This window comes from Kitasatospora sp. NPDC001660 (assembly GCF_053596725.1).
In genome coordinates this window covers 1-26,385 of the sequence record NZ_JBSFGU010000041.1, presented here as the reverse complement: position 1 = coordinate 26,385, position 26,385 = coordinate 1, and the positions used below count along the sequence as shown (strand labels likewise).

General features: G+C 73.2%; 24 protein-coding genes and 1 pseudogene. 13 read left to right on the top strand and 12 right to left on the bottom strand.

All coding sequences use genetic code 11. The features are described 5' to 3' along the window. Positions 1 to 33 precede the first annotated feature (33 nt). From ACWCXH_RS31035 to ACWCXH_RS31015, 5 genes are all read right to left on the bottom strand, one after another. Positions 34 to 1,770 (bottom strand): methyltransferase, encoded by a 1,737-nt coding sequence (locus ACWCXH_RS31035; protein ID WP_449804811.1) that lies wholly within the window; start codon positions 1,768 to 1,770, stop codon positions 34 to 36. A gap of 64 nt (positions 1,771 to 1,834) precedes the next feature. Further along, a complete protein-coding gene (locus tag ACWCXH_RS31030) occupies positions 1,835 to 3,040 on the bottom strand; it encodes a 4-hydroxybenzoate 3-monooxygenase (RefSeq protein ID WP_449804810.1) in 1,206 nt (401 codons plus the stop codon). 154 nt (positions 3,041 to 3,194) lie between these two features. Further along, a complete protein-coding gene (locus ACWCXH_RS31025) occupies positions 3,195 to 4,589 on the bottom strand; it encodes a condensation domain-containing protein (protein ID WP_449804809.1) in 1,395 nt (464 codons plus the stop codon). Further along, a complete protein-coding gene (locus ACWCXH_RS31020) occupies positions 4,586 to 4,837 on the bottom strand; it encodes a hypothetical protein (RefSeq protein ID WP_449804808.1) in 252 nt (83 codons plus the stop codon). The genes ACWCXH_RS31025 and ACWCXH_RS31020 overlap by 4 nt, the downstream gene beginning before the upstream one ends. After that, positions 4,789 to 5,994, bottom strand: coding sequence for a condensation domain-containing protein (locus ACWCXH_RS31015; protein ID WP_449804807.1), 1,206 nt, complete (start codon positions 5,992 to 5,994; stop codon positions 4,789 to 4,791). Before ACWCXH_RS31015 ends, ACWCXH_RS31020 begins: the two co-directional genes overlap by 49 nt. 387 nt (positions 5,995 to 6,381) lie before the next feature. Between ACWCXH_RS31015 and ACWCXH_RS31010 the strand changes: the two genes are divergently transcribed. The 3 genes from ACWCXH_RS31010 (at position 6,382) to ACWCXH_RS31000 (ending at position 9,173) form a co-directional block, all read left to right on the top strand. After that, a complete protein-coding gene (locus tag ACWCXH_RS31010) occupies positions 6,382 to 6,651 on the top strand; it encodes an acyl carrier protein (RefSeq protein ID WP_449804806.1) in 270 nt (89 codons plus the stop codon). After that, positions 6,648 to 7,880 carry a beta-ketoacyl-[acyl-carrier-protein] synthase family protein gene (locus tag ACWCXH_RS31005; protein WP_449804805.1) on the top strand — a complete coding sequence of 411 codons (1,233 nt, stop codon included), beginning with the start codon at positions 6,648 to 6,650 and terminating at the stop codon, positions 7,878 to 7,880. Before ACWCXH_RS31010 ends, ACWCXH_RS31005 begins: the two co-directional genes overlap by 4 nt. Before the next feature lie 219 nt (positions 7,881 to 8,099). After that, complete coding sequence (locus tag ACWCXH_RS31000) at positions 8,100 to 9,173, top strand: BTAD domain-containing putative transcriptional regulator (RefSeq protein ID WP_449804804.1); 1,074 nt, start codon at positions 8,100 to 8,102, stop codon at positions 9,171 to 9,173. Positions 9,174 to 9,283: 110 nt separating this feature from the next. Here ACWCXH_RS31000 and ACWCXH_RS30995 read toward each other — a convergent pair. The 3 genes and pseudogenes from ACWCXH_RS30995 to ACWCXH_RS30985 form a co-directional block, all read right to left on the bottom strand. Then, positions 9,284 to 9,700 (bottom strand): annotated as a pseudogene (locus ACWCXH_RS30995) (XRE family transcriptional regulator); the annotation flags it as partial. 54 nt (positions 9,701 to 9,754) lie between these two features. Then, positions 9,755 to 9,955 carry a DUF397 domain-containing protein gene (locus ACWCXH_RS30990; RefSeq protein ID WP_449804803.1) on the bottom strand — a complete coding sequence of 67 codons (201 nt, stop codon included), beginning with the start codon at positions 9,953 to 9,955 and terminating at the stop codon, positions 9,755 to 9,757. Continuing rightward, positions 9,912 to 10,784 carry a helix-turn-helix domain-containing protein gene (locus ACWCXH_RS30985; protein WP_449804802.1) on the bottom strand — a complete coding sequence of 291 codons (873 nt, stop codon included), beginning with the start codon at positions 10,782 to 10,784 and terminating at the stop codon, positions 9,912 to 9,914. Before ACWCXH_RS30985 ends, ACWCXH_RS30990 begins: the two co-directional genes overlap by 44 nt. Before the next feature lie 147 nt (positions 10,785 to 10,931). Here ACWCXH_RS30985 and ACWCXH_RS30980 point away from each other — a divergent pair, with 147 nt between their 5' ends. The 3 genes from ACWCXH_RS30980 (at position 10,932) to ACWCXH_RS30970 (ending at position 11,942) form a co-directional block, all read left to right on the top strand. After that, entirely contained in the window at positions 10,932 to 11,138 is a 207-nt protein-coding gene (locus ACWCXH_RS30980) for a hypothetical protein (RefSeq protein ID WP_449804801.1), read from the top strand. Further along, positions 11,138 to 11,389 carry a hypothetical protein gene (locus ACWCXH_RS30975; RefSeq protein WP_449804800.1) on the top strand — a complete coding sequence of 84 codons (252 nt, stop codon included), beginning with the start codon at positions 11,138 to 11,140 and terminating at the stop codon, positions 11,387 to 11,389. Before ACWCXH_RS30980 ends, ACWCXH_RS30975 begins: the two co-directional genes overlap by 1 nt. 91 nt (positions 11,390 to 11,480) lie before the next feature. Next, positions 11,481 to 11,942 carry an NUDIX domain-containing protein gene (locus tag ACWCXH_RS30970; RefSeq protein ID WP_449804799.1) on the top strand — a complete coding sequence of 154 codons (462 nt, stop codon included), beginning with the start codon at positions 11,481 to 11,483 and terminating at the stop codon, positions 11,940 to 11,942. A 109-nt stretch (positions 11,943 to 12,051) separates the two neighbouring features. Here the strand turns inward: ACWCXH_RS30970 and ACWCXH_RS30965 are convergent, their stop codons facing one another. Together ACWCXH_RS30965 and ACWCXH_RS30960 are read right to left on the bottom strand one after the other, a co-directional pair. Continuing rightward, positions 12,052 to 12,876 carry an SDR family NAD(P)-dependent oxidoreductase gene (locus tag ACWCXH_RS30965; RefSeq protein ID WP_449804798.1) on the bottom strand — a complete coding sequence of 275 codons (825 nt, stop codon included), beginning with the start codon at positions 12,874 to 12,876 and terminating at the stop codon, positions 12,052 to 12,054. 89 nt (positions 12,877 to 12,965) lie between these two features. After that, the gene (locus ACWCXH_RS30960; RefSeq protein ID WP_449804797.1) at positions 12,966 to 13,610 is read right to left on the bottom strand and encodes an NAD(P)-dependent oxidoreductase; all 645 of its coding nucleotides are present in this window, start codon (positions 13,608 to 13,610) and stop codon (positions 12,966 to 12,968) included. Between the two features lie 90 nt (positions 13,611 to 13,700). Here ACWCXH_RS30960 and ACWCXH_RS30955 point away from each other — a divergent pair, with 90 nt between their 5' ends. The 4 genes from ACWCXH_RS30955 to ACWCXH_RS30940 all read left to right on the top strand — a co-directional run bounded on the left by ACWCXH_RS30955 (position 13,701) and on the right by ACWCXH_RS30940 (position 17,053). Continuing rightward, positions 13,701 to 14,042 carry a winged helix-turn-helix transcriptional regulator gene (locus tag ACWCXH_RS30955; protein WP_449804796.1) on the top strand — a complete coding sequence of 114 codons (342 nt, stop codon included), beginning with the start codon at positions 13,701 to 13,703 and terminating at the stop codon, positions 14,040 to 14,042. A gap of 217 nt (positions 14,043 to 14,259) precedes the next feature. Then, positions 14,260 to 15,465 (top strand): helix-turn-helix domain-containing protein, encoded by a 1,206-nt coding sequence (locus ACWCXH_RS30950; RefSeq protein WP_449804795.1) that lies wholly within the window; start codon positions 14,260 to 14,262, stop codon positions 15,463 to 15,465. 341 nt (positions 15,466 to 15,806) lie between these two features. After that, positions 15,807 to 16,571, top strand: a complete 765-nt coding sequence (locus ACWCXH_RS30945; protein ID WP_449804794.1) for a DegT/DnrJ/EryC1/StrS family aminotransferase — start codon at positions 15,807 to 15,809, stop codon at positions 16,569 to 16,571. Beyond that, positions 16,568 to 17,053, top strand: coding sequence for an arsenate-mycothiol transferase ArsC (locus ACWCXH_RS30940; RefSeq protein ID WP_449804793.1), 486 nt, complete (start codon positions 16,568 to 16,570; stop codon positions 17,051 to 17,053). The genes ACWCXH_RS30945 and ACWCXH_RS30940 overlap by 4 nt, the downstream gene beginning before the upstream one ends. Here ACWCXH_RS30940 and ACWCXH_RS30935 read toward each other — a convergent pair. Both ACWCXH_RS30935 and ACWCXH_RS30930 read right to left on the bottom strand, forming a co-directional pair. Continuing rightward, entirely contained in the window at positions 17,050 to 18,240 is a 1,191-nt protein-coding gene (locus tag ACWCXH_RS30935) for a UDP-N-acetylglucosamine--N-acetylmuramyl-(pentapeptide) pyrophosphoryl-undecaprenol N-acetylglucosamine transferase (RefSeq protein ID WP_449804792.1), read from the bottom strand. The two genes, ACWCXH_RS30940 and ACWCXH_RS30935, sit on opposite strands and share 4 nt — an antisense overlap. Positions 18,241 to 18,639: 399 nt before the next feature. After that, on the bottom strand, positions 18,640 to 19,599 hold the full coding sequence (locus ACWCXH_RS30930; RefSeq protein WP_449804791.1) for an NAD(P)H-dependent flavin oxidoreductase: 960 nt from the start codon (positions 19,597 to 19,599) through the stop codon (positions 18,640 to 18,642). 202 nt (positions 19,600 to 19,801) lie between these two features. Between ACWCXH_RS30930 and ACWCXH_RS30925 the strand changes: the two genes are divergently transcribed. The 3 genes from ACWCXH_RS30925 to ACWCXH_RS30915 all read left to right on the top strand — a co-directional run. Then, complete coding sequence (locus tag ACWCXH_RS30925) at positions 19,802 to 22,999, top strand: amidohydrolase family protein (RefSeq protein ID WP_449804790.1); 3,198 nt, start codon at positions 19,802 to 19,804, stop codon at positions 22,997 to 22,999. 267 nt (positions 23,000 to 23,266) lie between these two features. Continuing rightward, the gene (locus tag ACWCXH_RS30920; RefSeq protein WP_449804789.1) at positions 23,267 to 25,219 is read left to right on the top strand and encodes an RICIN domain-containing protein; all 1,953 of its coding nucleotides are present in this window, start codon (positions 23,267 to 23,269) and stop codon (positions 25,217 to 25,219) included. A gap of 156 nt (positions 25,220 to 25,375) precedes the next feature. Next, positions 25,376 to 26,385 (top strand): ALF repeat-containing protein (locus tag ACWCXH_RS30915; protein WP_449804788.1); only part of this gene is annotated, 1,010 nt, incomplete at its 3' end.

Below are 26,385 nucleotides of genomic sequence, written 5' to 3'. Positions count from 1 at the left end.
GGCGCCCCCGCGAGGGCGCCGTCGGCGTTGCGGCTACCGTCCCGCGGTGGTCGGGAGGGGGTCGGGGGCGGTGGCGGCTGCGGGGATCGCGGCCTTGCGGGCGTGGAGGACGGTGGCGCCCAGGGGGAGGGGGCTCTGGTCGACGAGGTGGAGGCCGGCGTCGGCGAGGAGGCGGGCGTAGTGGTCGGCGCGGCGTTCGCGGCCGCCGACGTTGCACATCATGTGGAGGTCCCAGGCGGTCGCCAGGGAGGGTGAGCCGTCGGCGGGCAGGACGCGTTCGATGATGAGCAGGTCGGCGTGGGCGGGCATGGCGCGGGCACAGTGGCGCAGGATCTCGCGGCAGCGCTCGTCGTCCCAGTCGTGCAGCACGCGGGACAGGACGTAGACGTCCCCGCCCGCCGGGACGTCGGCGAAGTCGCCGGCCCGGTAGGTGCAGCGCTCGCCGGTGCCGTTCGCGTCGAGGAGGCGGCGGGCGGACTCGACGGCGTGCGGGCGTTCCAGCAGGACGCCGCGCAGGCGCGGGTGGGCGGCCAGGACGCGGCCGAGGAGTTCGCCGTTGCCGCCGGCGACGTCGACGACGGTCCCGGGGGCGGGCGCCTGGGCGGCGGCCGTGACGGCGGGGTGGTTGGGGACGGGCTCGAACATGCGCGAACTGGCCGCCATGGAGCGGTCGAAGAGCTCGGCGAGTTCGGGGTCGCGGGCGAAGTGGTCGAAGTGGTTCTCGCCGAAGACGTGGTCGAAGGCGGTCTGCCCGGTACGCACGGTGTGGGCGAGGTCTCCGAAGGACCGGTAGAACGGGCCGCCGTACATCAGGGCCAGCGACCGCATCGAGCCGGGGGTGTCGGTGCGCAGCAGGGCGCCGAGCCCGGTGAGGCGGAAGCCGTCCGGGGTCTCGGTCACGGCGCCGAGCATGGCGAGGTAGCGCAGGAGGGTGGCGAGGCTCTGCGGGTGGGCGCCGACTTCGCGGGCGAGTGCCTCGGTGCCGGTCGCGGTGGTGGTGTCCAGGGCGTCGGGGAGCTTCAACTGTGCGCACACGGCGAGGGCTTGGGTGGTCCACGCGCCGGTCATCAGGCGCAGGAGTGTTTCGGCGGGCTGGTGGGCGCGGGAGTCGTGGAGATGGGTGGCGAGGATGGCGCGGTGGTCGCCGGGCGCGTAGAGCTCGATCCGCCGGTATCCGGTCTTCGCGTCGGCGGGGGCGGTGAAGTAGAGGACGGTGCCGTCCTCGTGGGGGTTGTAGCCGCCGCCGTCGGGGGCCGCGCCGTACCGGGTGAGGAGGGTGCACAGGCCGTGCAGGACCAGCGGGTCGGGGTGGGCGGCCTCGAAGGCGAGGTGGGTCTCGTGGTCGTGGGCGCGTTCGTGCGCGGCGAGTTCGGCCAGGTCCGAGCCGGGCGGCACGGTGAGGGCGAAGACCTCGACCAGGCGGGGCTCCTCCCCGGGGCCGTGGACGGGCGGGCGCAGGATGCGGACGTCGAGTCCGGTGGTGTCGCGTCCGTGCCGGCGGGCCAGGCGGTCGCGGACGACGACGCTGGGGTACTGCGGTGCGTCGGGGTCCAGTCCGCAGGCGGCGAGTTGGGCGCGCAGCGTCGCCTCGTCGGGCGGCAGGACGAGGAGTGCGGCGTGGGCGAATCGGCAGTGGGCCGCGAGCGCCCGCAGTTCCGGGCCGTCGAGGCCGGGCAGCAGGAGCGGCAGGAGGGTGGTGGTGTCCTGCTGCCGGACGAAGTCGGCGGTCGCGCGCAGGCGGGTCACGTCGTCCGGGGGCGTCGTCGTCATCGAGGGGGCGTCCTTGGTTCTGGGAGTGGGGGTGGGACGGATCTTCCGGGACTCGGTTCGGGGCTCAGATGCCGACGTAGTTCTCGGCGAACCAGTCCTGGAAGGTGCGCGAGGTGCGCAGCGAGTCGAGGCGCGAGCGCCGCATGGATTCGTGGAAGAACGATTCGCCGTCCGGTCCGGGTGGGCTGTGCAGGAGCTGGATCATCCAGTGCGAGAACTCCTGGGCGCGCCATATGTGGGTCAGGCAGCGCCGGGAGTACCGGTCGAGGGCGCCGGGGTCGGTGTGGGCGAGGGTGTCGGCCAGGGCGTCGGCGAGGAGTTCGGCCTCCAGGACCGCGAGGTTGGCGCCCTTGGCGGCGGCGGGGGCGGGCAGGCTCGCGGCGTCGCCGGCCAGGAGGAGCGAGCCGTGGCGCAGTGGTTCGACGACATCGGATTCGAGGTCGATGACGGAGCGCTGGATGATCCGGCCGCGGTGCAGCGGCTGGTGGTCGGCGCTGCGCATCCGCAGGTCGAGTTCGTCCCAGATGCGCTCCTCGGACCAGGCGTCGGGGTCCGTGCCGCGTTCGCACTGGAGGTAGTAGCGGGTGATCCCGGGGGTGCGGGCCATGTGGCCGGCGAAGCCGCGACGGTGGACGGCGTAGCCGACGGCGTCGAGGCTGGGCGGGGCCTGGGCGAGCAGGCCGAGCCAGGAGATGCCGTGGTCGCGGTGGTGGCGGGCGGTGCCGGGGGGCAGTGAGCGGCGGGCGGCGCCGTGACGGCCGTCGCAGCCGGCGACGTACCGGGCCCGCCAGTGGGTGTCGCCGTCGGTGTCGCGCGCGGCGACGGTGGGGCGGGGGCCGTCGGCGTCGTGGACGGCGAGGGCCTCGGTGGCGAAGCGGATGCGTCCGCCGGCGGCGAGGTAGTGCGCCAGCAGGTCGGTGACCAGGTCCTGTTGGGGGTAGACGGTGTGCTGTTCGCCCCGGCCGAGGCTTGCGTAGTCGAGGCGGAAGCTGCCGTTGTCGGTGCGGAACTCGCAGGTGCCGTGGGGTTGTCCGCGCCGGTGCAGGCCGTCGGCGAGGCCGTGGCGCTCCAGGATCCGCACGGTGTTCGCGGCGAGGAAGCCGGCGCGGGCGCGGGTCTCGACGTGTGTGCGGTCGGCGCGTTCCAGGATGACGCAGTCGACGCCGCGGGCCTGGAGGAGGTTGCCGAGCGTGAGCCCGGCCGGTCCGGCGCCGAGGATGACGACGTCGGCCGTTTCCCGGGCGGCGGGGGTGTTCTGACTTCCGGTCACTTCGGTTTCGGTCACAGAGAGTGGATCTTAGTCACCGGTGGATACGAGAAATGCCGTGAATCACTCGAATAGGTGATGGGTGTGACGGTCCGTGGTCGTGGTGGCGGCGACCGCCGGGCGGGCGGTCGCCGCCACCGGGGCGGCGGGGCGCCGGTCAGCGGGCCGGGTGGGTGGCGGCGGTGAGGATGATCTCGCGGACGCGGTCGAGGTACTTCGGGACGCCCTGCGCGGCCTGCGGGGTGTTCGGCACGGTGACCGCCAGGTCGACCCGGTCGGGGAACCGGTTGAACCACATCGACACGCCGGCGGCGGCGTCCGGGCCGGTCAGGACGGTCGCGCCCGTGCGCGGGTAGTCGTGGGCACCCGGGGCTCCGCGTCCGTCCAGGTAGGAGATCATCGGCGGGATGACGGGAACCCCTCCCCCGCCACGGGCCAGTTCGAGCGCCCTGTGCAGCGGCACGCCCCAACCCGCGCGGGCACGTTGGAAGCCCTGCTGGGCGGCGCAAACCGCCCCGGCGAGGCCCGGCGAGGCGGGCAGCCGGAAGAGCAGCGGCACCACGTTGACCAGCCAGCCGTGCACCGGGAACAGCCGCGGGTAGGCCCTGGTCGACACGGCCGTGAGCACCCGGTAGGAGTCGTTGCCGGTGAACTCCCGCTGCGCGAGCGCCAGTGCGGCGAAGACGCCCGCGGCGAACCCTCCCCTGTGGCGGGCGCAGTAGGACCTGAACGCCTCGGCCTGGCCGCCCGTGAGCACCGGACAGTCCAGACGCATGCCGTCCAGGAGCGTGTGGCCGTCGGTCCCCAGGTCGACGGGGAAACCGGGGAAGCCGCCGTCGCCCGCGGCCAGGAAGTCCGACCAGGCGGCGAGTTCGGGCGCGTCCGGCGTCAGCGCGCGGGATCGCTCGCGCTCGCGGCGGTTGTGCTCCAGGTAGCCGGGGACCGGGGCGGGGTCGGGCACGGCTCCGGCCCGGGCCGCGTCGTACCGGGTGCGGATCTCGTCGAACAGCAGGGCCATGGAGTGCGCATCGGTGTAGGCGTGGTCGATCGCGGCGTACACGGTGGACGTCGTGTCCCGCCGGACGACTCCGGCGAGCAGGCCCGGCCGGCCCGCCGCGGCGGTCTGCTCGTCGATCCGGCGGTGCAGGTGGTCGCGCAGGTCCGAGGTGCTCGTGAAGTCGCCCACGCGCACCGGGCGGACGGTGAGGGACTCGGGCGGCAGGCGGAACCCGGCCAGGTCTGCGCCGCTCCGCGGGCCGCTCTGCGGCTCGTTCTGCGGCTCGTACCAGGTGCGGAAGGCCTCGTGACGGCGTACCAGCGCCTGCCACACGTCGGTGAGCGCGTCGAGATCGGCCCGGCCGGGCAGGTCGAACACCAGGGCCATCCACGGCGACTGCCGTTCCCCGGCGGCGCGGCGGGCCGCCGCCAGCTGCAGGTGCGCCTGCTGGAAGTACGAGGCGGGCACGTCGTGCGGTACCGGGGCCCGGTCGGCGACCGGGACGAACTCGACCACCTCCCCCGGCTCGGGCCGCCAGTCGAGAATCCGCGTCATCCGCACGGCAGCATCTCCTCCTCCAGGGGGCGGCCGGACACGGGGACGAGGACGGGCGCGGGCACGGCCTCGCCCCGTCGGGCGCGGGCGACGCGAGCGGCGACCTGCGCGGCGGCCCGCTCGAAACGCGCGACGTTCGCACGCGCCACGGCCGTGTCCGGGAAACGCGTCGTCAGGTGCACGCCGCGCTCGCTCCTGGTCAGCCACACGTACACCTCACCCGGGCTGTGGACCCGGCTGCGCAGCATCCGGTCCTCCCGCCCGGGCGGGATGCCTCCGACCCGCGCACGTCGAGGTAGGACACGACGAACCGGGGGCGGATCTCCCGGTCCAGCAGCCGACGGACGTGCGCGAGCGAGCTGCCCGGTCCCGGCCGGTGGCGGCGCAGGTCGGCGGCGGCGAGGGCGAGGGTGTCCTCGAAGGACGCCCCCCGGGCCGTCGGGATCCGCACCGGCTGCAGGCCGACGAACCAGCCCGGCGCCGCCCGCCACGGGTCGGGCCGGGTGTTGGCCAGGGTCACCGCGGACAGCTGCCGGGTGCCCGCGACCCTCGCCGCCGCGAGCGCGAGGCAGGCCAGCAGCCCGGCCGCCGTGGTGCCGCCGCCCGCGCGGGAGGCGGCGGCGAACCGGGTGGCCGCCGGCGCGTCGAGCAGCCAGCGGTCGGTGCTGCGCTGCGCCTGCGGGGCCTCGTCGGCGCCCAGTGGCAGGGGGAAGGCGGGGGTCGTGCCGCCGTCGCCGCGCAGCAGGGTCCGCCAGAGGTCGGCGTGTTCGGGCCGCATGGGCGAGCGGTCCACCAGGGCCGGCTCCTCGGCGCCGAAGTCCAGGAAGGTCGGCCCCGCCACGCCGCCGGTACCGCCGGCCAGCAGAGCGCGGATCTGACCGGGGATCATGGCGAGTGTGTAGCCGTCCGCGAGGCCGTGGTCCGCACCCGCGAACACCGTCACCCCGCCCGCCGTGTCCTCGACCGTCGCGAGGAGCACCTGCGGCCAGGCCAGCGGGCTGACGCGGTCGAAGAACGCCTCGATCTGCCGGCGGACCGAGGCGCCGTCGGCGAAGACGCCGATCTCCTCGCGGCGCAGCCCGACGGCGCTCGCGGGCAGTGTGTGCCGCGCGCAGCCCCCGAGGGTGGGCACCAGCCGGCTGCGAAGGTGCTCGTGCGTGCGCAACCAGGCCGAGAACGCGCGGGCGAGGCGGTCCCGCGCGACCGGGCCGACGGGAAACTGCACGCCGATCCACGCCGGGTCCACCTGCCGCGCGCCGCGTGCGGCCGCCGTACGGACGTGGTGCTCGTGGACGAGCGCGGGCGCCCGCACGTCCTCGGCCCAGGCCGCGGCGGGGGCGGTCGGCGTCCAGAGCACCAGCCGGCCGGCGGGAGTCGTGCGGTCACCCAGTTCTATGAATTCCATCGCTTCACCGGCCCGCGATCGTGCGACGGGCCGGCGAGTCCGGGCCGGCGCTTCGAACCACCGTCATGACGGTCTCCTCGTATCGCTCGTGACGCCTTGAATGGGCGCCTCGAATGGGCGCCTCGAATGCGGGGATTTCCCGTGCGGACTGCAAAGCTATCCGGCCGCGATGAAGCAAAGATGAAACGGCACCGTTTTCGCTGGTCGGCGGTTCGACGGTGTCGGCACGGAAAGCGAATCGCTTGTCGCCCCCTTCGGAGCGTTGCTAGCGTCGGCCCGTCATTCCGCCCCGCACGGCGCCGGGTGCACGGGGCCGATTCACGTCAACCGGCCCGGTACACGGCTTGCGACGCGGCCATGAAAACACCTCCGGAAAGGACGTTCGTCATGCCCGAAGTGCTGCCCGTCATCGTCGAGGAACTTTCCCGCATCCGGCCGGAACTGGTCGAATCCCACCCGGTCATCACCCGCGAATCGGTCCTGTTCTACGCCGCCGATCCCGACCAGCCGGCGCTGGAACTCGACTCGATGGAGGCACTCGAACTGCTCTTTGCGCTGGAGAAGGAATTCGGGATCGAGCTGGCGGCCACCAGCACCAGGACCTCCGACCTCCAGACCATCGGCGACGTGGTCGACGCCGTGTCGGCGGCGCTGTGACGCCCCCGCGAGGACGCAACCGCGTCCTGGTCACCGGGATCGGCGTCGAGTCGTGCGCGGGCCCCACCCCCGAGGAGCTGTGGGCCGCCCTCGCCGCCGGGCGGCCCGCGATCTCGGCGCTGGACCTCGAACAGCCGCTGCCCTGCCAGGTCGGCGGCGTGGCCACCGGGTTCGACCCCCGGCAGTACCTGACCGCCCCACAGGTGCGGCGCACCTCGCGCTTCCAGCAGCTGCTGTTTGCCGCGGCGGTCAAGGCGCGGGCGGACGCGGGCCTGCGCACGGCACCCGGTGCCCTGTACGTCGGCACCGGCGGCGGCGGGCTCGACGAGACCGCCCGCCTGGTGACGGTCCTGCGCCGGGACGGGTGGTCGCGCATGGACCGCCTCGGCCTGCTGCGCCTGCTGCCCAACCAGGCCGCCGGGCTCGTCGCCCAGGAGCTGGACATCACCGGCCCGGTGCTCACCATCTCCACCGCCTGCGCGTCCTCCACCGACGCCATCGGCGCCGGCCTGCGCGCGGTGCGCGACGGCACCGCCGACGTCGTCCTCGTCGGCGGCGTGGAAAGCTGGCTAGACCTGCCGTGCCTGGCCTCGTTCTCCCTGCTGGACGCCCTCTCCCAGCGGCCCGCCGCGCAGGCCGCCGCCGCCTCCCGCCCGTTCGACCGCGACCGGGACGGCATGGTGCCCGCCGAGGGCGCCGCCGTCCTCGTCCTGGAGTCGGAACGCTCGGCGCTGCGCCGCGGCGCGACCGTGCACGGGGAGGTCCTCGGCGCCGCGACGACCTGCGACGCCCACCACCCCCTGGCGCCCCGGCCGGACGGCGCGGTCGCGGCCAAGGCGATCGGGCTGGCCCTGGCCGACGCCGGTGTCGAACCCGACGCCGTGGACCTGGTCAGCGCGCACGGGACCTCGACCCCGCTGGGCGACCGGGCCGAGACGGCGGCCGTCAAATGCGCCTTCGGCCCGCACGCGCGGCGCCTGGCGATCACGGCGCCCAAGTCCGTCATCGGCCACGCGTGCGGCGCGTGCGGGGTGCTGGAGAGCGTCGGCGTGCTGCTCGCCATCCGCGACAAGTACGTGCCGCCGACCGCGAACCTGGAGCACCCCGATCCCGACTGCGACCTGGACTACACCCCGCTCACGGGCCGGTCCGCCCCGATCAACGTCGCCGTGAAGCAGAACTTCGGCTTTGGCGGCCAGAACTCGGTGGTCGTGTTCGGCGCCGCCTGAGCCGGCGACGGGCCCCGTGACCGGGCGGCCGGACACGGGACCGGACAGCGGCGGCGCACCGCAGGCCACCGGCGGCCGGACACGGGACCGGACAGCGGCGGCAGCGCGCCACGGCCACCGGCCGGATATGGCCGGTGGCTTGGCCTGTCCCCGGCCCGGCGGCCGGACCAGCATCGACGGCATCCACCGCAGGGAGACATCCAGTGTCCGGGGGCCACGATGCCAATCACCACGACCACCACCGGGCCGGCCGTCGCCGCGCTCGGGCCGCGGGAACGCGACCTGCTCTACGCCGTCGGCTGCGGCCTGAAGGACGACGAGATCGCCGCCACCCTCGCCATCCCCCCGCGCGCCGTGGCCGGGCTCCTCGCCCGGGTCCTCGCCGAGCTCGGCCTGCCCGACCGCACCGCCGCCATCGTCCACGCGTTCGACTCCGGCCTGGTCTCCCCCGGCCGCGGCCCCCGCCGGCGGACGACCGGGCGAAGCGCCCCGCAGGCACCGCCGCCCGCCCTGCGCCGCGCGCCCGGACCGCCGCTGCGGATCTCGTTGCTCGGGCCGCTGTGGGCCTGGCGCGACGGGCAGCCCCTCGACCTCGGACACCTGCGCCAGCAGGCCGTCCTGACCGCGCTCGCACTGCACCCGGGCCGGACGGTCAGCCAGCAGGAACTCCTCGACGGCGTCTGGGGCGAGGAGCCGCCGGGCACGAAGGTCGTGCCCGTCTACATCTACCGCCTGCGCAAGGCCCTGCGCGCGGGCGACGGCCCGCACGCGGCGATCGCGCGCGACCGCAGCGGCTACCGGCTGCTGCCCGCAGCGGTCGCCGTCGACGTCGCGCACATGGACGAGCTGCTCGCCGCAGCCGACGCCGCCGAGCACGCGGGCGACCTGGCCGGGGCCGTCGGCCTGTGCTCCCGGGCGCTGGAGCTGTTCCGCGGCGAGCCCCTGGCCGGCCAGCCCGGCCCGCTCGCCGAACAGGAGCGCCTGCGGCTGACCGAACGCCGCACCGCGACGGCGCAGCGCAAGCTCGGCTGGCAGCTGCGGCTGGGCCGACACCGCGAGGCCGTCGCCGAGTTGTTTGCCCTGACCGAGGCGCAGCCCCTCAACGAGCCGGTCGCCGCGATGCTGATGCACGCCCTCTACCTGAGCGGCCGCCAGGCCGACGCCCTGGCCGTCTTCGACCGCACCCGCCGCCGTCTGGCCGACGACCTCGGCGTCTACCCGGGCCAGGACCTGCGGCGCACGCACCGCATGATCCTGCGCGGGGACGACACCCGCCCGGGGCCCGCGGCTTGAACGCCCCGCCGTGGGGCGGGCGTTGGCTCAGGCCGCGGGGTGCGCGGCCGAGGTAACAGCCCCGCCGCCCCGGGGTTCGGGGCGGCGGGGCCGAGTGGTGAGTCGCGGGGTCACTCGGTGGGCGGTGTGCTGTACCGGGCCAGGGTTTCGTCGGCCGTGGACGTGTCGACCAGGCGGAGCTCCCAGGGGCCCGTGTTCACGTCGAACTCCTTGCCGAAGCCGACCCACTTGCCGGCCATGCGTCGGCCGGTCGGATCGATGAGGAGCTGGATCGCTCCGTGGTACCTGGCGCCTTGGTAGTAGCCGTCCTGCGCTGTCTGCTCGACCCAGGTGCCGGTCACGACGTTCCGCTCGACCGTCAGGTCGAAGGAGATCGGGGAATCGGGATTGGACGACGCACCGGGGAGCGACTGGCCGGTGATGCGGTTCCCGTGCTGGGTCAGCACGACGTGGTGCAGCCCGGTGAAGGTGCCGTCGCGGCTGCTGCTGAAGAACTCGTACCGGCTCAGCCACACCCCGGAATGGTCATCGGCCATGTCGTGCCATCCTTGGTAGTACGGCGGAGTGGACAGGAACTGCTGCTACTGGGCGTCGAACTCGCCGGCGCGGATGGCAGTGACGAAGGACTGCCAGGCCGCTGGTGAGAAATTGAGCCTGGGACCGTCGGGGTCCTTGCTGTCGCGGACGCGTCCCGGGCGAGCGTCGTCTACCTCGACGCAGGCGCCGCCGTCGTTGTTGCTATGGCTGCTCTTCCGCCAGCTCTCCTGCTGGTTCGCCTGCACGACCGTACTCCTTCGAGATGCGCCTGATCATCGCCCGGGATTCCCTGGGCGACAGGGCCATAGCCCTGAGCAGATCGTAGGACCTTCGACGCGCGGCTACATCCTCGGCGTCTGCGATGAGCTCACCGCTTCTCGCACCTTCCTCCCAGACCACGGTCGGCCGGCCGGGCACCGTGTAGAGGAACAGGGATCCACCCATCTCGGCGTGGGCTCCGGTTGTGAACGGCAGGACTTGCAGGGTGATGTGTGATCGCTGATCCATCGCGATGGCGTCGAGTTGTTGTCTCATCACTGCGGCGTTGCCGACCGGTCGCCGGAGGGTGGACTCGTCAAGGATGAACCAGCAGTGTGGAGGTGCCGAGGAGGCCAAACGCTTCTGGCGGTCGAGACGTGCTGCGACTTTCGCGTCGATTTCCTGTGGGGTCGCATGTGGATGGCCTGCCGCCAAGGAGAAATGTGCGACTTCAGGGGTTTGTAGGAGTCCTGGGATAGTGGCGGCCGAATACTCCTCGATGCTCTCCGACATGGCTTCGAGTTCGGACCACTCACGGTACTTGCCTGGAAACTTCTCCTTCTTGGCCAGCTGGTAGATCCGGCCGAAGAAGCCGTCCGTGCCGAACGCGGCATCAAGTGCGGCCGGGAGCTCGGGAGGAGGCATCGACTCGGCCCGCTCGATCCGGGCCAGGTGCCCCTTGGAGTAGCAACCGAGGATCTGTGCCAACTGGTCGAGGGACATACGGTCGGCGCGCCTTCGATGCTCGCGCATCTCCCAGCCGAAGAGGTCGCGGGCCGAACGGCCGGGGTCCAAGTCGTTGGGCACGAACGCCATGGCGCCCCTCCAGTGTGTCCAGCCGGATCGTGGCACACGTCCACGCTGGTCAGCGTACCTGCGGTGAGCGACGCTTGAGCCACGGACAGTGAAGTCGATCGAGGATCGGCGCACGTGGCTACACGCCTGCAAGGAAAGTGATCATTCATGGACACCAGATCAACCGATCCTGCCAAGTCCCACGGGTACGGGGTGCGGTGGGACCCGCACGCGCGGCGCTACCGGGTGCGCAACGAGATCACCGGGGAGTGGCTGCGCAGCGGCTCCTCGGGTGAACTCGCGTCGTTCACCTCGTTCCACGCCGCCTTCTCGGCCTGGCGGCAGTTCGAGGTGCACCCCAGGACCGGTGTGTGATGGGGTCCGTCCTCAGCCGTGCGACCGCCGAGCAGCGGCGGGAGGCGGCCCTCGTCGTCGACGACCTGGCGGCCGTCCTTGCCCTCGGCGGTGCCAAGTTGCCGTCACTGGACGTGGACTGGGACTACGGGCGCCGCACCGGCTGCTACCTGATCAGCCTCGGTGCCGCCCGCATCGACGACGTCGTGCGCATCGTCGAGCTGCTCCGCAAGGGCCTGCACTACGAGCGCCTGACCGCCTGTGACGACTGACCTCGCCGCCCGTCTCCTCTGGTGGCTGTGCTTCGCCGCCTCCCCCTCGCCGGCTTCAACTGGCGTTCCCCCAACAGGAAGTAGCACCCCCGTGCGCGACCCCCGTCTCCTCGCCAAGCCGCCGGTGTGCCGGCTCGGCTGCCTCGTCCTGATCCGCAACCCGCGTGGCGATGTCCTGCTCGTCGACCCGGACTACATGGACGGGATGATCCTGCCCGGTGGCGCCGCCCGCCCGAACGAGCCGCCGCACGAGGCCGCCGCCCGTCACCTGGCCGACCAGGGCGGCATCGTCCGGCGCCTGACCCATATCCTGGCGGTCGACTTCACGCCCGCCGACCGGTACTTGGAGCGCCTGAACCTGGTTTTCGACGGCGGCACCACCACCCAGGAACTCACCGTTCCACCGCAGCACCGCAGCGGCCTGCTCGGCGCGCGCTTCGTCCCCGTCAAGCAACTCGCCCACGCGATGGCCCCCGCCCAGGCCGCCCGCGTCACCGAAGCCCTCGCCAACCGCGCCGTCCCCCTCCTCCTCCACGGCCAACGGGCCGCCTGAACCCGGGCGCGGTGAGTGGGAAGTCGGCGGGGCCGACTTCCTGCGCGGGGTTCGGTTGGGCCGAACGGGCCGCTCGGGGTGAACGTCCCTCCGCAGGAAGGGTGTTGGCTCAGGCCTGCGGGATGCGCGGTTCGATGTGGAAGTCGAACGGGATGGTGCCCGGGTCGACGGCCGTCACGCCGCCGTCGACGGTGAGGACGGCGCCGTTGACGAAGGAGGCCGCGGGCGACAGGAGCCAGGCGATGGCCTCGGCGACCTCCTCCGGGGCGCCGGGGCGGCCGGCCGGGAGCAGCCGGGTGGCGGCGTCGTAGGCGGTGTCGAGGGCGTCGGGGCCGTCGAGGCCGGTCTCGGCGGCGAAGCGGGTCATGCGCCGGTCGGCCATGTCGGTGCGGATCCAGCTGGGGCACACGATGTTGGCGCGCAGCCCGCAGCCGCCGTAGTCGACGGCGAGGGAGCGGCAGAGCTGGAGGAGGGCGGCCTTGGAGGTGGCGTAGGCGGCGTTGCCCCGGCCGTTGCGCAGGGCGGAGACCGAGGCGACCGCGACGACGGCGCCGCGGGTTTCCAACAGGTGTGGGAGGGCGGCGCGTTGGAGCAGGAAGGGGCCGGTGACGTTGATCCTCATCACGGCTTCCCAGTCCTCCGGGGACAGGTCGCCGACGGCGCCGCCGACGCCGATGCCGGCGTTGAGCACGAGCCCGTCGAGGCGGCCGTGGGCGGTCAGGGCCGCGTCCACGAGGCCGCGGACGGCGTCCGGGTCGCCGATGTCGGCGGGGTGGTCGACGGCGCCGGTCTCCTCGGCGATGCGGCGCAGCGGTTCGGGCCGGCGGCCGGAGACGACCACCTGGTGGCCGGCGGCGCGCAGCAGCCGGGTGGTGGCGGCGCCGATGCCCGTCCCGCCGCCGGTCACGATGTAGACGCGCTGGTCGTCGGTCATTTTCCGCCCCCGGTTCCTGAACTGTCGACGCTCAGTCAATCATGGCCGTGTCTTTGCCAGATGTCAGGATCCGTTGGGGAGGGTCGCGGTCAGTGCGAGACGGCCCACTGCACCCGGCTGTGGGCTGGGGTGTCGATCTCGTCGAGCAGTGCCACCGCCAGGTCCGCGTGGGAGATCCGGCCCTCCCCCACCACTGTGCCGACCGCGCTGGTGTAGCGGCCGGTGGTGGGGGCATGCGGGTTCAGGTCCATGGGCGGGACGACCATCAGCCAGTGGAGGTCGGGCGCCGTGGCGTGCAGCAGCTCGAACTCGGCGACGTGCCCCTGGGAGAACAGCCGGTACTCCTCGGGGAATTGGGGGTCGTCCATGATCCGCACGCCCGGCGTGACCTCCAGCGTCGTCGCGATGCCCAGCACCAGCAGCCGTCCCACCCCGGCGCGGGTGAGGCCGTCGGCCATGGCCCGGGCGGCGGCCGTGAAGTACTCCTCGGACGGCACGTCCAGGCGCACCGAGGCGTTGAGCGCCGCGTCGTGCCCGGCCGCGACCGACGCCACCGAGCCGGCGTCCGTCGCGTCGCCGCGCACGAGCGTCACCGCGCCGGGCGCGGCGAGTTCCGCGTGGCAGGCCGGGGCGCGCACGACCGCCGTCACGGCGTGGCCGCGTCGCACGGCCTCGGCCACCGCCGCGCGGCCCACGCGCCCGCCCGCCCCGAAAATCACGATCTTCTTCGACATGGTTCCTCCCTGGAACAACTGGGTGTCAGGAGGCGACCGTAGGGGGGAGGTGGCCGGTTACTTCAACGGAACCGGCTCTATCGTCGGCGTATGACCGCACCGCTGAGCGCCGACATGTTCGATCCCCACTGCAGCCACCGCATGCCGATCCGGGTCGGTGACAAGTGGAGCGGCATGGTCCTGCGCTGTCTGGAGGACGGGCCGCGCCGGTTCGGCGAGTTGAGGGTGCCGCTCACGGGCGTCGCGCCGAAGGTGCTGACCGAGACGCTGCGGGCGATGGAGCGCGACGGCTGGATCACCCGCACCGCGTACGACGAGAACCCGCCGCGCGTCGAGTACGCCCTCACCGCGCTGGGGCGCTCGCTGCTCGGGCCGATGGACGTCGCCTGCGCGTGGGCGCGTGAGCACCTCGATGAGCTCCGCCCGGCGTGAGGGCCGGTCAGCGGCGGCCCGCGCGGGTGCTCGCCGAGGCCGCCGACCACGTTGACCGCATCGCCGGCCAGGTCGAGGCCGGTGTCGCCGAGCACCACGGCCCGGCGTCGAGCTGAGCCGCAAACCGGCCAAGGCCGATTTTCCCCAGCCATGGCTGTCCGGGAATCCAGGAGCGGGTACCGTCCGAGTACGGCCGTGCACCCGAAAGGGACCCATGATGACGCAGTGGACCGACTACACCACCGGTGAACGCATCAAGCTTCTGCGCGGCCCGGACATGACGCAGGAGCAACTCGCCGAAGCCTCAGGCCTGTCAGTGGCAACGATCCGCAAGGCAGAGCGCGATCTCGGCGGAAGCCTGCAGACACTGCTGCGGATCTCGGCCGCGCTGAACGCCGACGTCTCGGTGGTCCTCGGCCAGCAGGCTCCCCGCCGCGCGATGCACGGCGCCGACCGGGCCATGATGCGCGAGCTGTCGCGAGCCGTCCACGACACGGCTGCGGGCGTCAGCGTCGATGTACAGCCGCCCCCCTCGGCCGAACTGGCGGCCGGCCTCGCCGCCGCATGGGAGGCCTACCGCGCCGGCGACTTCGTGGGCGCCGGAGTGCGCGTGGCCCCGGCGCTGCGCGAAGCAGCCGCCACGCTGAAAGCCGCGCCAGTTGATCAACGGAGCACAGCAGCAGGCATCCTCGCGGACGCCTACCGGCTCTCCGCCTATGTCGCCAACCAGTTCGGCGCCCGAGATCTCGCGTACGCCGGGATCGGGCACGTACAGCACCAGGCCGACCACGCCGGTGACATCGTCCGCCAGGCGATGATCGCGTCCGGCCGGTCGTGGATCTACATGCGGGACGCCCGCCTTGACCAGGCCGAGGAGACCGCCCGTCTGTCGTACGAGTCCATCGAGCCCCGCTACGGGGACCGGGACCTGACGCGCCTCGCCACCTACGGGTGGCACGTCACCTTCGCCGCGGTCGTCGCGGCCCGCCAGGGAGACGTGGACTGCGCAGACGACCTCCTGTCGCAAGGGCACGCGGTCGCGACCCGGATGGGCCAGGACGTGTCCGTCAACGGGACCGCGTTCGGTCCGGCGACGGTCACCGCGCAGGCGATCGGTATCTCCGTCTCAACCGGCCGGCCGGCGAAGGCACTCGGCCTGTTCGAGTCGATCGGCGACACGAGCTCGCTTACCCCGTCGGCGCGCAACCGGATGATGCTCGACGTGGCGCTCGCACAGGCCGATACCCGGCAGTCCGACACCGCCTTGGACACCCTGCTCGGCGTGTGCTCGGCAGCGCCTGGTTGGGCTCGGCATCAGGCATTGCCCGGGGTGATCGCGCAGAAGGCGAGCGCAGGCAGCGCGACCACGGCCAAGTTGCGCAAGCTCTCGTCGATTCTCGGGACATCCGTGATCCTCAGCTGAGGACTGATACGCGCCGTATCACTCGCCGCCGGTGCGACTTAAGGAAGTGATACACCCCATCCGTTCACTGAGGGTGAGAGCTCCCCGACAGTGGGTGCATGCTGATGTGTCATCACCAGCGCCCCGCGCTCACCCACCTGCCAGCCGCCCCGAACACCGCCGACTTCTCCGATCGCGCCGCACGAGGTGCCGGCAGCAGGCCGCACGACAGGCTCACTGACACGGCCGACGGCGGGACGCCCCCGACCCCGCGGGTCACGGGAGTCTGCCGATGAAAGCCCGCCCGCTGAACATTCCGGGGGCGTTCGCCTTCGAGCCCAACGCGCACTACGACACCCGGGGTGAACTCCAGGAGTTCTTCCGGGAGGACGAATTCCGGGCCGCAACCGGCCAGGTGTTCCGCCTCGCCCAGGCCAACACCGTCACAGCGTCGCCACCGCAGGGACGCCGCGCACGCCTTCGGCTCCCACACCCCGGCCGGGCCGATGGTCGGCGCCGACCCCGGCGTGCTGACCTGCTTCTCGCACGACCCGATCAAGAACCTCACCACCGGGCAGGGCGGCACGCTGGTACCCCGTAACCGGGCCGAGGCCGAGAACCTCCGCAGCCTGCGCCAGTTCGGCATCGTCCAGTCCAAGGACGCCCGGGCTGGCCTGACCTCCTACGAGGTGCAGGGCCCTGGGATGCGCTTCGACATGTCCCAGATCAACGCGGCGATCGGCCTTGCCCAGCTGGAGCACTTCCGCCGCACCGCCACCGTGCGCCGACACCTGTGGCGCACCTACCAGGCCGAACTCGAAGACGTCGCCGGCGCGCACCTGGTCGACGTCGACGTGTCCTGCTCGGTCCCGTTCAACTGCGTGGTGCGCCTGGACCGCAACCGCGACGAGGTGTTCCGGCACCTTCGCGACAACGGCATCGGCGTGGCCGTGCACTACCCGCCCAACCACCTGCAACCCGCCTTCGGGGCCTGGCACCGCGACCTGCCCGCAACCGAGGCGGTCGGCGGCCAGATCCTCGGCCTGCCGTTCCACCCCGCCCTGACCTACCACACCGTGATCCACGCAGTCGGCGCGCTCGCCCAGGCGATCAAGGCCGCCGCATGACCAAGACGAAGGAGCCCGCAGTGGGAGACGAATACCGGCACCCGAGACGCCACCGGATCCTGGTGGTCTGCCTCGGCAATCACAACCGCTCGCCGATCGCCGCCGCCGTGCTGGCGAAGACCGGCGGCACCAAGGTCGAGGTCCGCTCGGCCGGGATGCGCGAGCGGCACGTCGGCGGGCCCGCACACACCAACGCGATCCGCGCCGCCACCGAGGCCGGGTACGACATCCGCGACCACGTCGCCGTGAAGGCCAACCGGCACATGATCGACTGGGCGGACACCGTCCTCGCGCTGGACCACCAGGTCCTCGGCGAACTGCAGGAGATGCTGAGCGGCACGCCCAACGCGGACAAGCTGCGCCTGTACATCGAGGGCGAGGACGTGCCGGACCCCTGGGAGGGCGACTACAAGGCCTACCAGGCGTGCGTGGACACCATCCAGGCCGGTGCCGTCCGGCACTTGCTGGACCTGAACGACTAGCGGTCCACAACCGACAACAGCACGTCCACCAGCCGCTCGGCCGCATCCGGCCGACCGTGCTCACCGGCCCGCCGCGCGATCTCGGCGCGGCGGGCCGGATCGGTGAGCAGCGGGACGATCGCGTCCCGAAGGGTGTCGGGGGTGGCGCGGCCGATCAGTGCGACGGCTGCGCCGGCGTCCGCGAGGTGCCGGGCGTTGTGCTCCTGTTCGTTTCCGGCGCTGGTGGCCAGCGGGATGAACACCGCCGCCTTGCCGAGCGCGGTCAGCTCGGCGAGCGTTCCGGCGCCGCTGCGGGAGACCGCCACGTCCGCCAGTGCGAGGACGTCCGGCAGCTCCGGTCCGACGAAGCCGGTCACCAGGTACCGGCCGCGAAGGTGCTCCGGCAGGGAAGCCGCCCGGGTGCGCAGCCCTTCCTCGTGGCTTGGCCCGCACTGGTGGACCACGTTCGCGTGGCCGAGCAGCCACGGCAGGATCTCGCTGACCAGCTCGTTGATCTGCTGCGAGCCCTGAGCGCCGCCGGTGACGTACACGGTCGGCAGGGAGCGGTCGAAGCCCCACAAGCCGAGCGCCTGCACCGCCTTGTCGCCGTGGCCGCACAGCACCTCGGGACGCACTGGGTTGCCGGTGACCACGGCGGTGGCGCGGGCGCCCTCAGGCAGGAACTGCAGCGTGGACCCGGAGGAGACCGCGACGCGGGTCGCCATGCGGGCCAAAGCCCGGTTGCCCAGGCCAAGTCGGACGGTCTGCTCGTGGACAACCAACGGCCGGTGGCACATCCGGGCGGCCATTCCGACCGGCACCGCGACGTAGCCTCCGGTGCCGAGCACCACGTCCGGATCGAAGTCGGCGACCGCGGAGCGGGCCTGGGCGACGCCGAGCGGGACGCGCCCCATGTCCTTGACGTTGGCGGGCGAAATCAGCTTGAGCGGGTTGGCGGAGCGCCGGATCTTCCCGGTGGCGACAGTCCTGAACGGAATGCCCTCGGTGGCAGTCACCTTTGCTTCAAGGCCGGTGGCGGTGCCGATCCACAGAACGTCCAGGGCGCCGCCGGCGTCGGCGAGTCGCGAGCGCAGGGCGCGGATCGCGGTGAGGGCCGGGTAGGTGTGCCCGCCGGTTCCGCCGCCCGTGACGATAAGCCGAAGCGGCCGGCCGAGGCGGGAGACGAGAGCTCTGGCGTCGCGGTTCACGCCTGGAACATACCAGTCTCCGAGGATGGTTCATTCCACGACTGGACTGATGAAACATCAAATATCTTTAGCGACAAAGCTGATGAAACATCATGGCTTGATACCAAGGCGATGAGCCGACTAGTAGTAGTTTTTTAGGTTGGAGCAGGCTGTCGAGTGCGGCCTGTGGATCGTCTTGTGGGAAGCGGGCGTTGGCAGGTGCTGCAGACACCGGTCCAGCAGCTCAGCATGTCCTGGATCTGGCCGAGGGCCCGGTAGAGGGTCAGGCTGGTGCTTGGCCTTTGGGGTCGAGTCGGCGGAGGGTGAGGAAGCCCCCGGCATGCCGGGGGCTTAGCCGCAGGAAAAGCAAGGGTTTCGCAATTTCGCTGCTTCTCCCTTGCGCCCGACCTGAGGGGCCGGTCAGCGGCGGCCCGCGCGGGTGAGGGCGTCCTCGGCCCGGGCGGCCAGGGCGGGGACGAGGTCGGCCGCCGAGGGGAGGTCGGTGATGAGGTCGACGGCCTCGCCGGCCCACACCGGCTGCGGGGGCACCGCGCCGCGTGCCACGTCGGCCTGGTAGTCCTCGCGGGCGCGGGGGTCGGCGGCGAGTTCGGCTTCCCGGCCGCGCCAGCGGTCGAGGTGGGGGTGGCCGAGCGTGCGGGCCGGGTACTTCGCGGGCCACTGCGATCCGCGGACGATGTCCAGCACGCTGCTGCGTTCGGTGTCCTCGCCGCGGCCCTCGACGATCGCCCGGCTGATCGAGGGGTCGACCAGGGCCTCCGCGGTGGCCTGGAAGCGCGTGCCGACCAGTGCCCCGGCCGCGCCCAGCGCGAGCGCCGCCGCCACGCCCCGGCCGTCGGCGATCCCGCCGGCCGCCAGCACCGGCACCGCTCCCGCGAGGTCCACCACCGCGGGCACGAACGGCAGCGTGGAGCGCCCGCGAAGCGCCCCGTGTCCGCCGCTCTCGGTGCCCTGCGCCACAATCACGTCGGCGCCCACGTCCAGCGCCCGCCGGGCCTCCTCCAGACCGGTGACCTGGAGGATCAGCAGGGCCCCCGCCCGGCGCACGCGCTCCGCGTAGGGGGCCGGGTCGCCGAAGGAGAGCATGACCGCCCGGGGCCCGTACGCCAGCGCGCGCTCCACCGCGGCGGCGTCGATCCCCCACGTCAGGAAGCCGACGCCCCACGGCAGTCCGGTCGCCGCGACGACCGGCACCTCGCGCGCCAGCCACTCGGGATCCCCGAACCCGCCGCCCAGGATCCCGAACCCGCCGCCGCGCGCGACGGCCGCGGCCAGCGCGCCCCCGGCCGAGCCGCCCATCGGCGCGAGCGCGATCGGGTGCCGCACGCCTGCCAGTTCCGTGAACGCCGTCGACAATGCCATGGCTCTCATCCTGCCGCCTCGCGCGGCGAACCGGGCGGCGGATGCCCGTGAATTCTTCGGGATGGAGCCGATTTTGACGGTACGTCGACAGAAAGACGGGTAACTTCGTGGTTCGGCCCGCCCGGCGCGTGAACACGGATGTTCAGGCGTGGTCACGGGCCGGCGCAGGGGGCTTCCGTTCGGGGTGCGAGAAGGAGAGAACGTGTCGGGCTTCAGTCGGCGGGGGTTCATCGGGGCGGCCGCACTCGCGGGGGCCGGGGCGGCGCTGGGGCCCCTCGCGCCGTCCGCCGCCGCCCAGGGCGGGCAGACCGGGCAGGGCGAGGACGGACGCCGGTCGCGGACACTGGCGTTCACCGCGGGCACCAACGCCTCCGCCGCCCTGTCGCCCGACGGGCAGCGGATGGTCGCCGAGGTCCAGGGCGTCCTGTGGGCGCTCGCCCGCGGCGGCGGCGAGGCGAGCGCGCTCACGGCCCCCGGGCTGGAGCCGACGCGCCCGACGTGGTCGCCCGACGGTGCGACGATCGCGTTCTGCGCCTACCAGGGCGGCGGGTTCCACCTGTGGACGATGGCCCCCGACGGGTCGAACCTGCGACAGCTGACCTCCGGGCCGTGGGACGACCGCGGCGCGGCCTGGTCCCCCGACGGCCGCTTCCTCGCGTTCTCCTCCGAGCGCGCGGGCGACGCGGTGGCCGGCAGTTCGTACGACATCTGGACGCTGGAGGTCGCCACCGGCCGGCTGGCCCGCCTGACCGACCGGACCGGGGTCGAGGACTACGACCCCGCGTGGCACCCGGACGGCGACCGGATCCTGTTCGTGCGCGCCGACGCCGCCGGCGGGCGCACCATCGCCGCCGTCCCGGCCGCGGGCGGACCGGTGACCGTCCAGCACACGGTGGACAGCGGCACGATCGTCTGCCCGGCGCTCTCGCGCGACGGCCGCCTGGCGTACGTGTGGGTCGGCGACTCCTCGGCCGCCACCTCCTACCAGTCCGTGAGCTGCTCGCTGGCCGTCGACGGCCGGGTGGTCTCCGGCACGGAGGACGTCTCGCCGCTGCCGCCGTGCTGGACGCCCGAAGGCGGACTCGTCTACTTCGCCGACGGCCGCCTCACCGACCGGTCCCCCGCGCTGGACGGCGCGAAGGAGATCCCGTTCACCGCCCGGCTCGACGTGCCGCGCCCCCGCTACCGGCGCAAGACGCGCGACTTCGACTCCACCGACGAGCGGGACGTGCGCGGCGTCCACCTGCCCGCGCTCTCCCCCGACGGCCGCTCGGTGGTCTTCTGCGCGCTCAACGCCCTGTGGCTGGCGCCCATCGGCGGGCGGCCGCGCAAGCTCTTCCAGGCCTCCCCCGCCCACTACGTGCAGATGCCCTCATGGAGCAGGGACGGGCGCAGCGTGGTGTACGTGTACGACGGGCCCACGGGCGGGGACGCGGGCGGGGACGGTCTGAGCGCCGTGCACCGGCTGACGCTGGAGGGCGGGCAGGACACCGTCCTGGCGCGCGGCGGGCGGTTCAACCCGGCGCTGTCGCCCGACGGCACCCGGCTGGCCTGCCAGGACGTCACCGGGAACCTGCTGGTCGTCGACCTCGCGACCGGCACCGAGACGAAACCGGCGGCCCCGCTGGGCGGCAACGGCCTTCCCGGGCGGCCGAGTTGGTCGCCGGACGGACGCTACATCGCGCTGTGCGACCGCAACCGGCTCAACCACCGCTTCCGCGAGGGCTACAACGTCGTCCGCGTGATCGACACCCGGGACGGCAGCGCGAAGGCGTTCCTGCCGCTGCCGGACACCTCGGTGGCCGACCGGTGCGACAGCGGCCCGGTGTGGTCGCCGGACGGCGGGTGGCTGGCGCTGGTCGTGGAGTCGGCGCTGTGGGTGCTGCCGGTCGGCCCGGACGGGACGCCGGCGGGCGAGGCGCGGCAGCTGACCGACGAGCCGGCCGACCACCCGTCCTGGTCGGGCGACTCCCAGCGGCTGCTGTACCTGTCGGGCGGGCGGCTGCGGCTGATCGGCCGCGACGGGGGCGGGCCGAGCACCGTCCGGCTCGCCCTGCGCACGGCCCGCAGCGTGCCGCCGCGTTCGGACGTCACGCGCATCCACGCCGCGCGGCTGTGGGACGGCACCGGCGAGGAGGTGCGCGAGGACGTCGACATCGTCGTCACCGGCAACCGCATCACCTCCGTCGAGCCGCACCGCTCGGGCGCGCGCCGCGCCGGGGAGCGGCTGGTCGACGCCACCGGCTGCACCGTGCTGCCGGGCCTGTGGGACTCCCACACGCACCCGTACCAGAACACCTACGGCGGGCGGCAGTTGCGCCTGAACCTCGCCTACGGGGTCACCGGCACCGCCTCGCTGGGCGGCTTCGCCTACGAGCAGGCGCGCATCCGCGAGTCCGTCGACGCCGGGGTGATGGACGGGCCGCGGTTCCTGACGACCGGCGAGCTGCTCGACGGCGGCCGCGTCGCGTACAGCATGGGCCGCGCCCACCGCACCGCCGAGGGGGTGCGGCGCAGCCTGGAGCGGGCGGTGGCGCTCGACTACGACTTCGTCAAGACGTACGTGCGGGCGCCGGCCTCGACGATGGCCGAGGCGGCGCGGGTGGCGCACGAACTCGGGGTGCCGTCGGGCAGCCACCTGCTGACGCCCGGGGCGCAGGTCGGGCAGGACCTGACGACGCACCTGCAGGCCACCCAGCGCCAGGAGTACGGGCGGGTGTCCTCGCCGACGGGGCGCAGCTACCAGGACGTGCACGAGGTCTACCGGGGCGGGGACTTCGCGATCGTCATCACCCCGTTCTCGGCGCTGTGCCTGGTGGGCGAGGATCCGTCGCTGGCCGCGGACGCCCGGGTGACGGTGCTGATGCCGCCGTGGGACGCGGCGGTGGTGGGGCAGCAGGCGAAGGTGGCGCCGACGCCGGACCAGCTGCGGGCCCTGCAGCGGGAGATGGCCGTCTACCAGCGGATCCTGGCCGACGGCGGGGCGCTGGCGATGGGCACGGACGCGCCGCTCACGCCGGTCGGGCTGCAGGTGCACCTGGGGCTGCGGGCGCTGCACCGGTACGCGGGGCTGTCGCCGGCGCAGGCGCTGTGTACGGCGACGGTGGCGCCGGCGCGGCTGTGGGGCGTGGAGGACGACCTCGGCACGGTGGAGGAGGGCAAGCTGGCGGATCTGCTGGTGGTGGACGGGGACCCGCTGCACGACTTCGCGGACCTGGTGCGCACGGCGTGGGTGATGCGCGACGGGGTGGTGTACCGGCCCTCGGACCTGGTGGGCGGCGGCGGGCAGGGCGCGCGGGCGGCGGCGCTCGCGGCGGCTGCGGCGGCGTCCTCGTCCTCGGACGTGGACTGGTACGCGATCGGCCGGGCGCTGCGGCGGGACGGCTGCTGCGCGCTGTGACGGCGGCAGCCGGGCGCGGGTTCACCGGGATGATCCGTGGGCGTGGGGCGGTGTTTCCCGGGGGCGGGACGCGGCCTGGAGATTTTGTGTAAATGGGCATCAGATGTGCCGTATAGGTGCGGATTTACGCTTTGACGTGCACGGATAAGAGCCGATACCGTCCGGTTGATCATTTTTCTTTGCCAGCTCTGGGGGGCGTTGGCGTCTCCCAGAGGCATGTCCTTTTCGGGAGAGTTTGTGCGCGGGATTCGAAGACTGGCCTGGCCCGTGGGCCTGGCAGTGGCGATACCGGTGATGGCCGGGTCGGTTCCGGCGGTGACGGCCTCGGCTGCGGAGGCCGTCGCGCCGGCGGTGGTGGAGGACTACTCCTACCCGGGGGCGGCGCAGGTCCTCGCGGACCACAACATCACCCTCAAGGCCGGGGACGGGCACGTCGTGCTCGCGGACTGCGCCTCGGGCCCGGGCCTGGTGCAGCTGTTCAGCCGGTCGGCCAACCCCAGTGAGGTGTGCTTCCGGATCACCGGGCCCACCGGCTACCTGGCGCTGGAGATCCCGAGCGTCTACAACATCAAGGGCGACGACCACAGCGTCAAGGCCACGCTGAACACGGCGGGCAAGGTCACCACGCTCGACGTGCCCAAGAACGCCTGGACCCCGGTCGGCGAGAGCGTCGGCGACTCCACCACGCTGCTCGAACTCACCGCCACCGACGGCCCCGCCGTGAAGGCCCCCGCGAGCGCCTTCCCCGCGGTCGGGACGCTGACGGTCGGCCGGCCCGGCCACCCCGGCGCACGCGCCTGCACCGCCACGCTCGTCGCCCCGCAGTGGGTGCTGTCGGCGGCGGCCTGCATCGCCGGCAACCCGGCCGACCTCACCACCGCCCCGTCCGGCCTGCCCCGCACCCGCACCACCGCCGCGATCGGCAGCCACACGGTCGAGGTCACCGAGTTCGCTCCCCGCACCGACCGCGACCTGGTGATGGCCCGCCTGGCCGCGCCGGTGTACGACATCACCCCGATCGCCGTCGGCGCCACCGCGCCGACGGCCGGCGAGGACCTCACCGTCGCCGGCTACGGCCGCACCGCGACCACCTGGATCCCCGACGCGCCCCACAGCGCCGCCCTCACCGCCTCCGCCGTCACGGCCGGCGGCGTCGACCTCACGGCCAAGACCGCGGCCGACACCGTCTGCAAGGGCGACGCGGGCGCCCCGGCGCTGCGCGCCAAGAACGGCGGCTACGAGCTCGCCGCCGTCACCAGCCGTGCCTGGCAGGGCGGCTGCCTCGACGAGACCGAGACCCGCACCGGCGCCTCCGAGGCCCGCGTCGACGACCTCGCCTCCTGGATCGGCGGCCTGGTCAACCGGTCGTACCAGCTCGTCAACCCGGCCAGCGGCCGCTGCCTCAACGTGGCGGGCCCGGGCCCGACCTGGAACAACGACAACCCGATCATCCTGTTCGACTGCGTCCCCGGCGCGGGCAACGAGGCGTACCAGTTGACTCCTTCGGGCCAGCTGTACAACCCGGCCAGCAACCGCTGCCTCAACGTGGCCGGGGCCGGCCCGGCCTGGGACAACCGGACCCCGATCATCCTCTGGGACTGCGTCAAGGGCGCGGGCAACGAACAGTTCCAGCTGACCGCTTCGGGCCAGCTGTACAACCCGGCCAGCAACCGCTGCCTCGACGTCACCGGCGCCGGCCCGACCTGGGACAACCGAACCCCGATCATCCTCTGGGACTGCGTCCCCGGCGCCGCCAACGAGACGTTCGCCCTGGCCTCCTCGGACCAGCAGGGCGCCGGCACGCCGGCCGCGCTGTTCAACCCGGCGAGCGGGCGGTGCCTCAACGTGGCCGGGGCCGGCCCGACCTGGGACAACCGGACCCCGATCATCCTCTGGGACTGCGTCAAGGGCGCGGGCAACGAACAGTTCCAGCTGACCGCTTCGGGCCAGCTGTACAACCCGGCCAGCAACCGCTGCCTCGACGTCACCGGCGCCGGCCCGACCTGGGACAACCGAACCCCGATCATCCTCTGGGACTGCGTCCCCGGCGCCGCCAACGAGAAGTTCCGGATGACGGCCGACGGCCAGTTCCTCAACCCGGCCAGCGGGCGGTGCCTCAACGTGGCGGGCCCGGGCCCGGCCTGGGACAACGACAACCCGATCATCCTGTTCGACTGCGTCCCCGGCGCGGGCAACGAGAAGTTCGTGCCCGCCGCGTAGGCGCAGGCAGGGGCGGGACGGGCGGCAGCGCCCGTCCCGCCACGTGTTCCCCCGATTCCCTCAGGCCGCGGGCGCGGATTGCGGACGCCCGCGGCCGTCACGGCACCTCGGTGCCTCGACCACCAGGACGGACAGCGAATTCCGATGAGGATGTCATTGACATCACGAGCCAGGACCCGGTCGCGTCTCGCGGCCGGGTTCGTGGCGGGCAGCCTGCTGACAGGACTGCTCACGACGCACGCGGTGGCGGACACCACGCCGGCCACCGCGGCGAACCCCGACCGGGTCAAGGTCGTCGCGGCCTGGCAGGCCGGCGGACCGGCCGTGCGCCGCGCCGCCGAGACGGCGCTGACCGGCACCGGTGACGCCCTGGCGGCCTTCCTGGCCAAGGGCCGGGCCGCGGCCGCCGACCAGGACCTGCGGGCCAGGATCGAGGAGCTGATCGCGGGCTCCGGTCCCGGAGTGCGCGCGGCCGGCACGGCCGCGCTCGCCGGATCCGCCGACGACCTGAAGGCTTTCCTCACCACGGGCGCCAAGAAGGCCTACGAGGACGACCAGCGGGTGCGGGTCTCCCAGCTCATGGCCACCGGCGGGCCGGGCGTGCGGGCCGCAGCGGCCAAGGCCATGGACGGCAGCCTGGACGACGTCAACCAGTTCCTGAACGTCGGCCAGTTCAAGGCGAGGGACGACGACGACCGCGTCCACCTCTCGCAGCTGATGGCCTCGGGCGGGCCGGAGGTGAAGAAGGCCGCGAACACGGCGCTGAACGGCTCGATGGACGACGTCCAGCAGTTCCTCCAGTACGGCTACCAGACCGCGGCCGCCCACGATCAGGAGACGCTGACGGTCGCCCAGCTGGCCGACCTCACCAAGACCGCCTCCGACCAGGCCGGGCAGCAGGCCGAGACCGCCAAGGACGCGGCGGGCAAGGCGCTGGACGCCACCAAGCTGGCGAAGGAGGCTGCCGAGCGCGCCGCGGCCGAGACCAGGGCCGCGCAGAGCTCCGCCGGGGACGCCTCCAACGCCGCCGGACGCGCGGCGGACGCCGCCACCCGGGCTGCGAACGCCGCGCAGACCGCCTCCACGGCGGCGAAGGCCGCGAACGAGGCGGCCCGGCAGGCCGCCAACGCCGCCGCCAACGCCGCCTCCGCGGCGACCAAGGCCGG

Coding starts and splice junctions, on each gene's coding strand:
- ACWCXH_RS31010 (WP_449804806.1), top strand. CDS start 6,382: ATGCCCGAAGTGCTGCCCGTCATCGTCGAGGAACTTTCCCGCATCCGG.
- ACWCXH_RS31025 (WP_449804809.1), bottom strand. CDS start 4,589: ATGACGCGGATTCTCGACTGGCGGCCCGAGCCGGGGGAGGTGGTCGAG.
- ACWCXH_RS30955 (WP_449804796.1), top strand. CDS start 13,701: ATGACCGCACCGCTGAGCGCCGACATGTTCGATCCCCACTGCAGCCAC.
- ACWCXH_RS30975 (WP_449804800.1), top strand. CDS start 11,138: ATGGGGTCCGTCCTCAGCCGTGCGACCGCCGAGCAGCGGCGGGAGGCG.
- ACWCXH_RS30965 (WP_449804798.1), bottom strand. CDS start 12,876: ATGACCGACGACCAGCGCGTCTACATCGTGACCGGCGGCGGGACGGGC.
- ACWCXH_RS31015 (WP_449804807.1), bottom strand. CDS start 5,994: ATGGAATTCATAGAACTGGGTGACCGCACGACTCCCGCCGGCCGGCTG.
- ACWCXH_RS30950 (WP_449804795.1), top strand. CDS start 14,260: ATGACGCAGTGGACCGACTACACCACCGGTGAACGCATCAAGCTTCTG.
- ACWCXH_RS31035 (WP_449804811.1), bottom strand. CDS start 1,770: ATGACGACGACGCCCCCGGACGACGTGACCCGCCTGCGCGCGACCGCC.
- ACWCXH_RS30985 (WP_449804802.1), bottom strand. CDS start 10,784: ATGGCGTTCGTGCCCAACGACTTGGACCCCGGCCGTTCGGCCCGCGAC.
- ACWCXH_RS31000 (WP_449804804.1), top strand. CDS start 8,100: ATGCCAATCACCACGACCACCACCGGGCCGGCCGTCGCCGCGCTCGGG.
- ACWCXH_RS30980 (WP_449804801.1), top strand. CDS start 10,932: ATGGACACCAGATCAACCGATCCTGCCAAGTCCCACGGGTACGGGGTG.
- ACWCXH_RS30940 (WP_449804793.1), top strand. CDS start 16,568: ATGACCAAGACGAAGGAGCCCGCAGTGGGAGACGAATACCGGCACCCG.
- ACWCXH_RS30930 (WP_449804791.1), bottom strand. CDS start 19,599: ATGGCATTGTCGACGGCGTTCACGGAACTGGCAGGCGTGCGGCACCCG.
- ACWCXH_RS30960 (WP_449804797.1), bottom strand. CDS start 13,610: ATGTCGAAGAAGATCGTGATTTTCGGGGCGGGCGGGCGCGTGGGCCGC.
- ACWCXH_RS31020 (WP_449804808.1), bottom strand. CDS start 4,837: ATGCTGCGCAGCCGGGTCCACAGCCCGGGTGAGGTGTACGTGTGGCTG.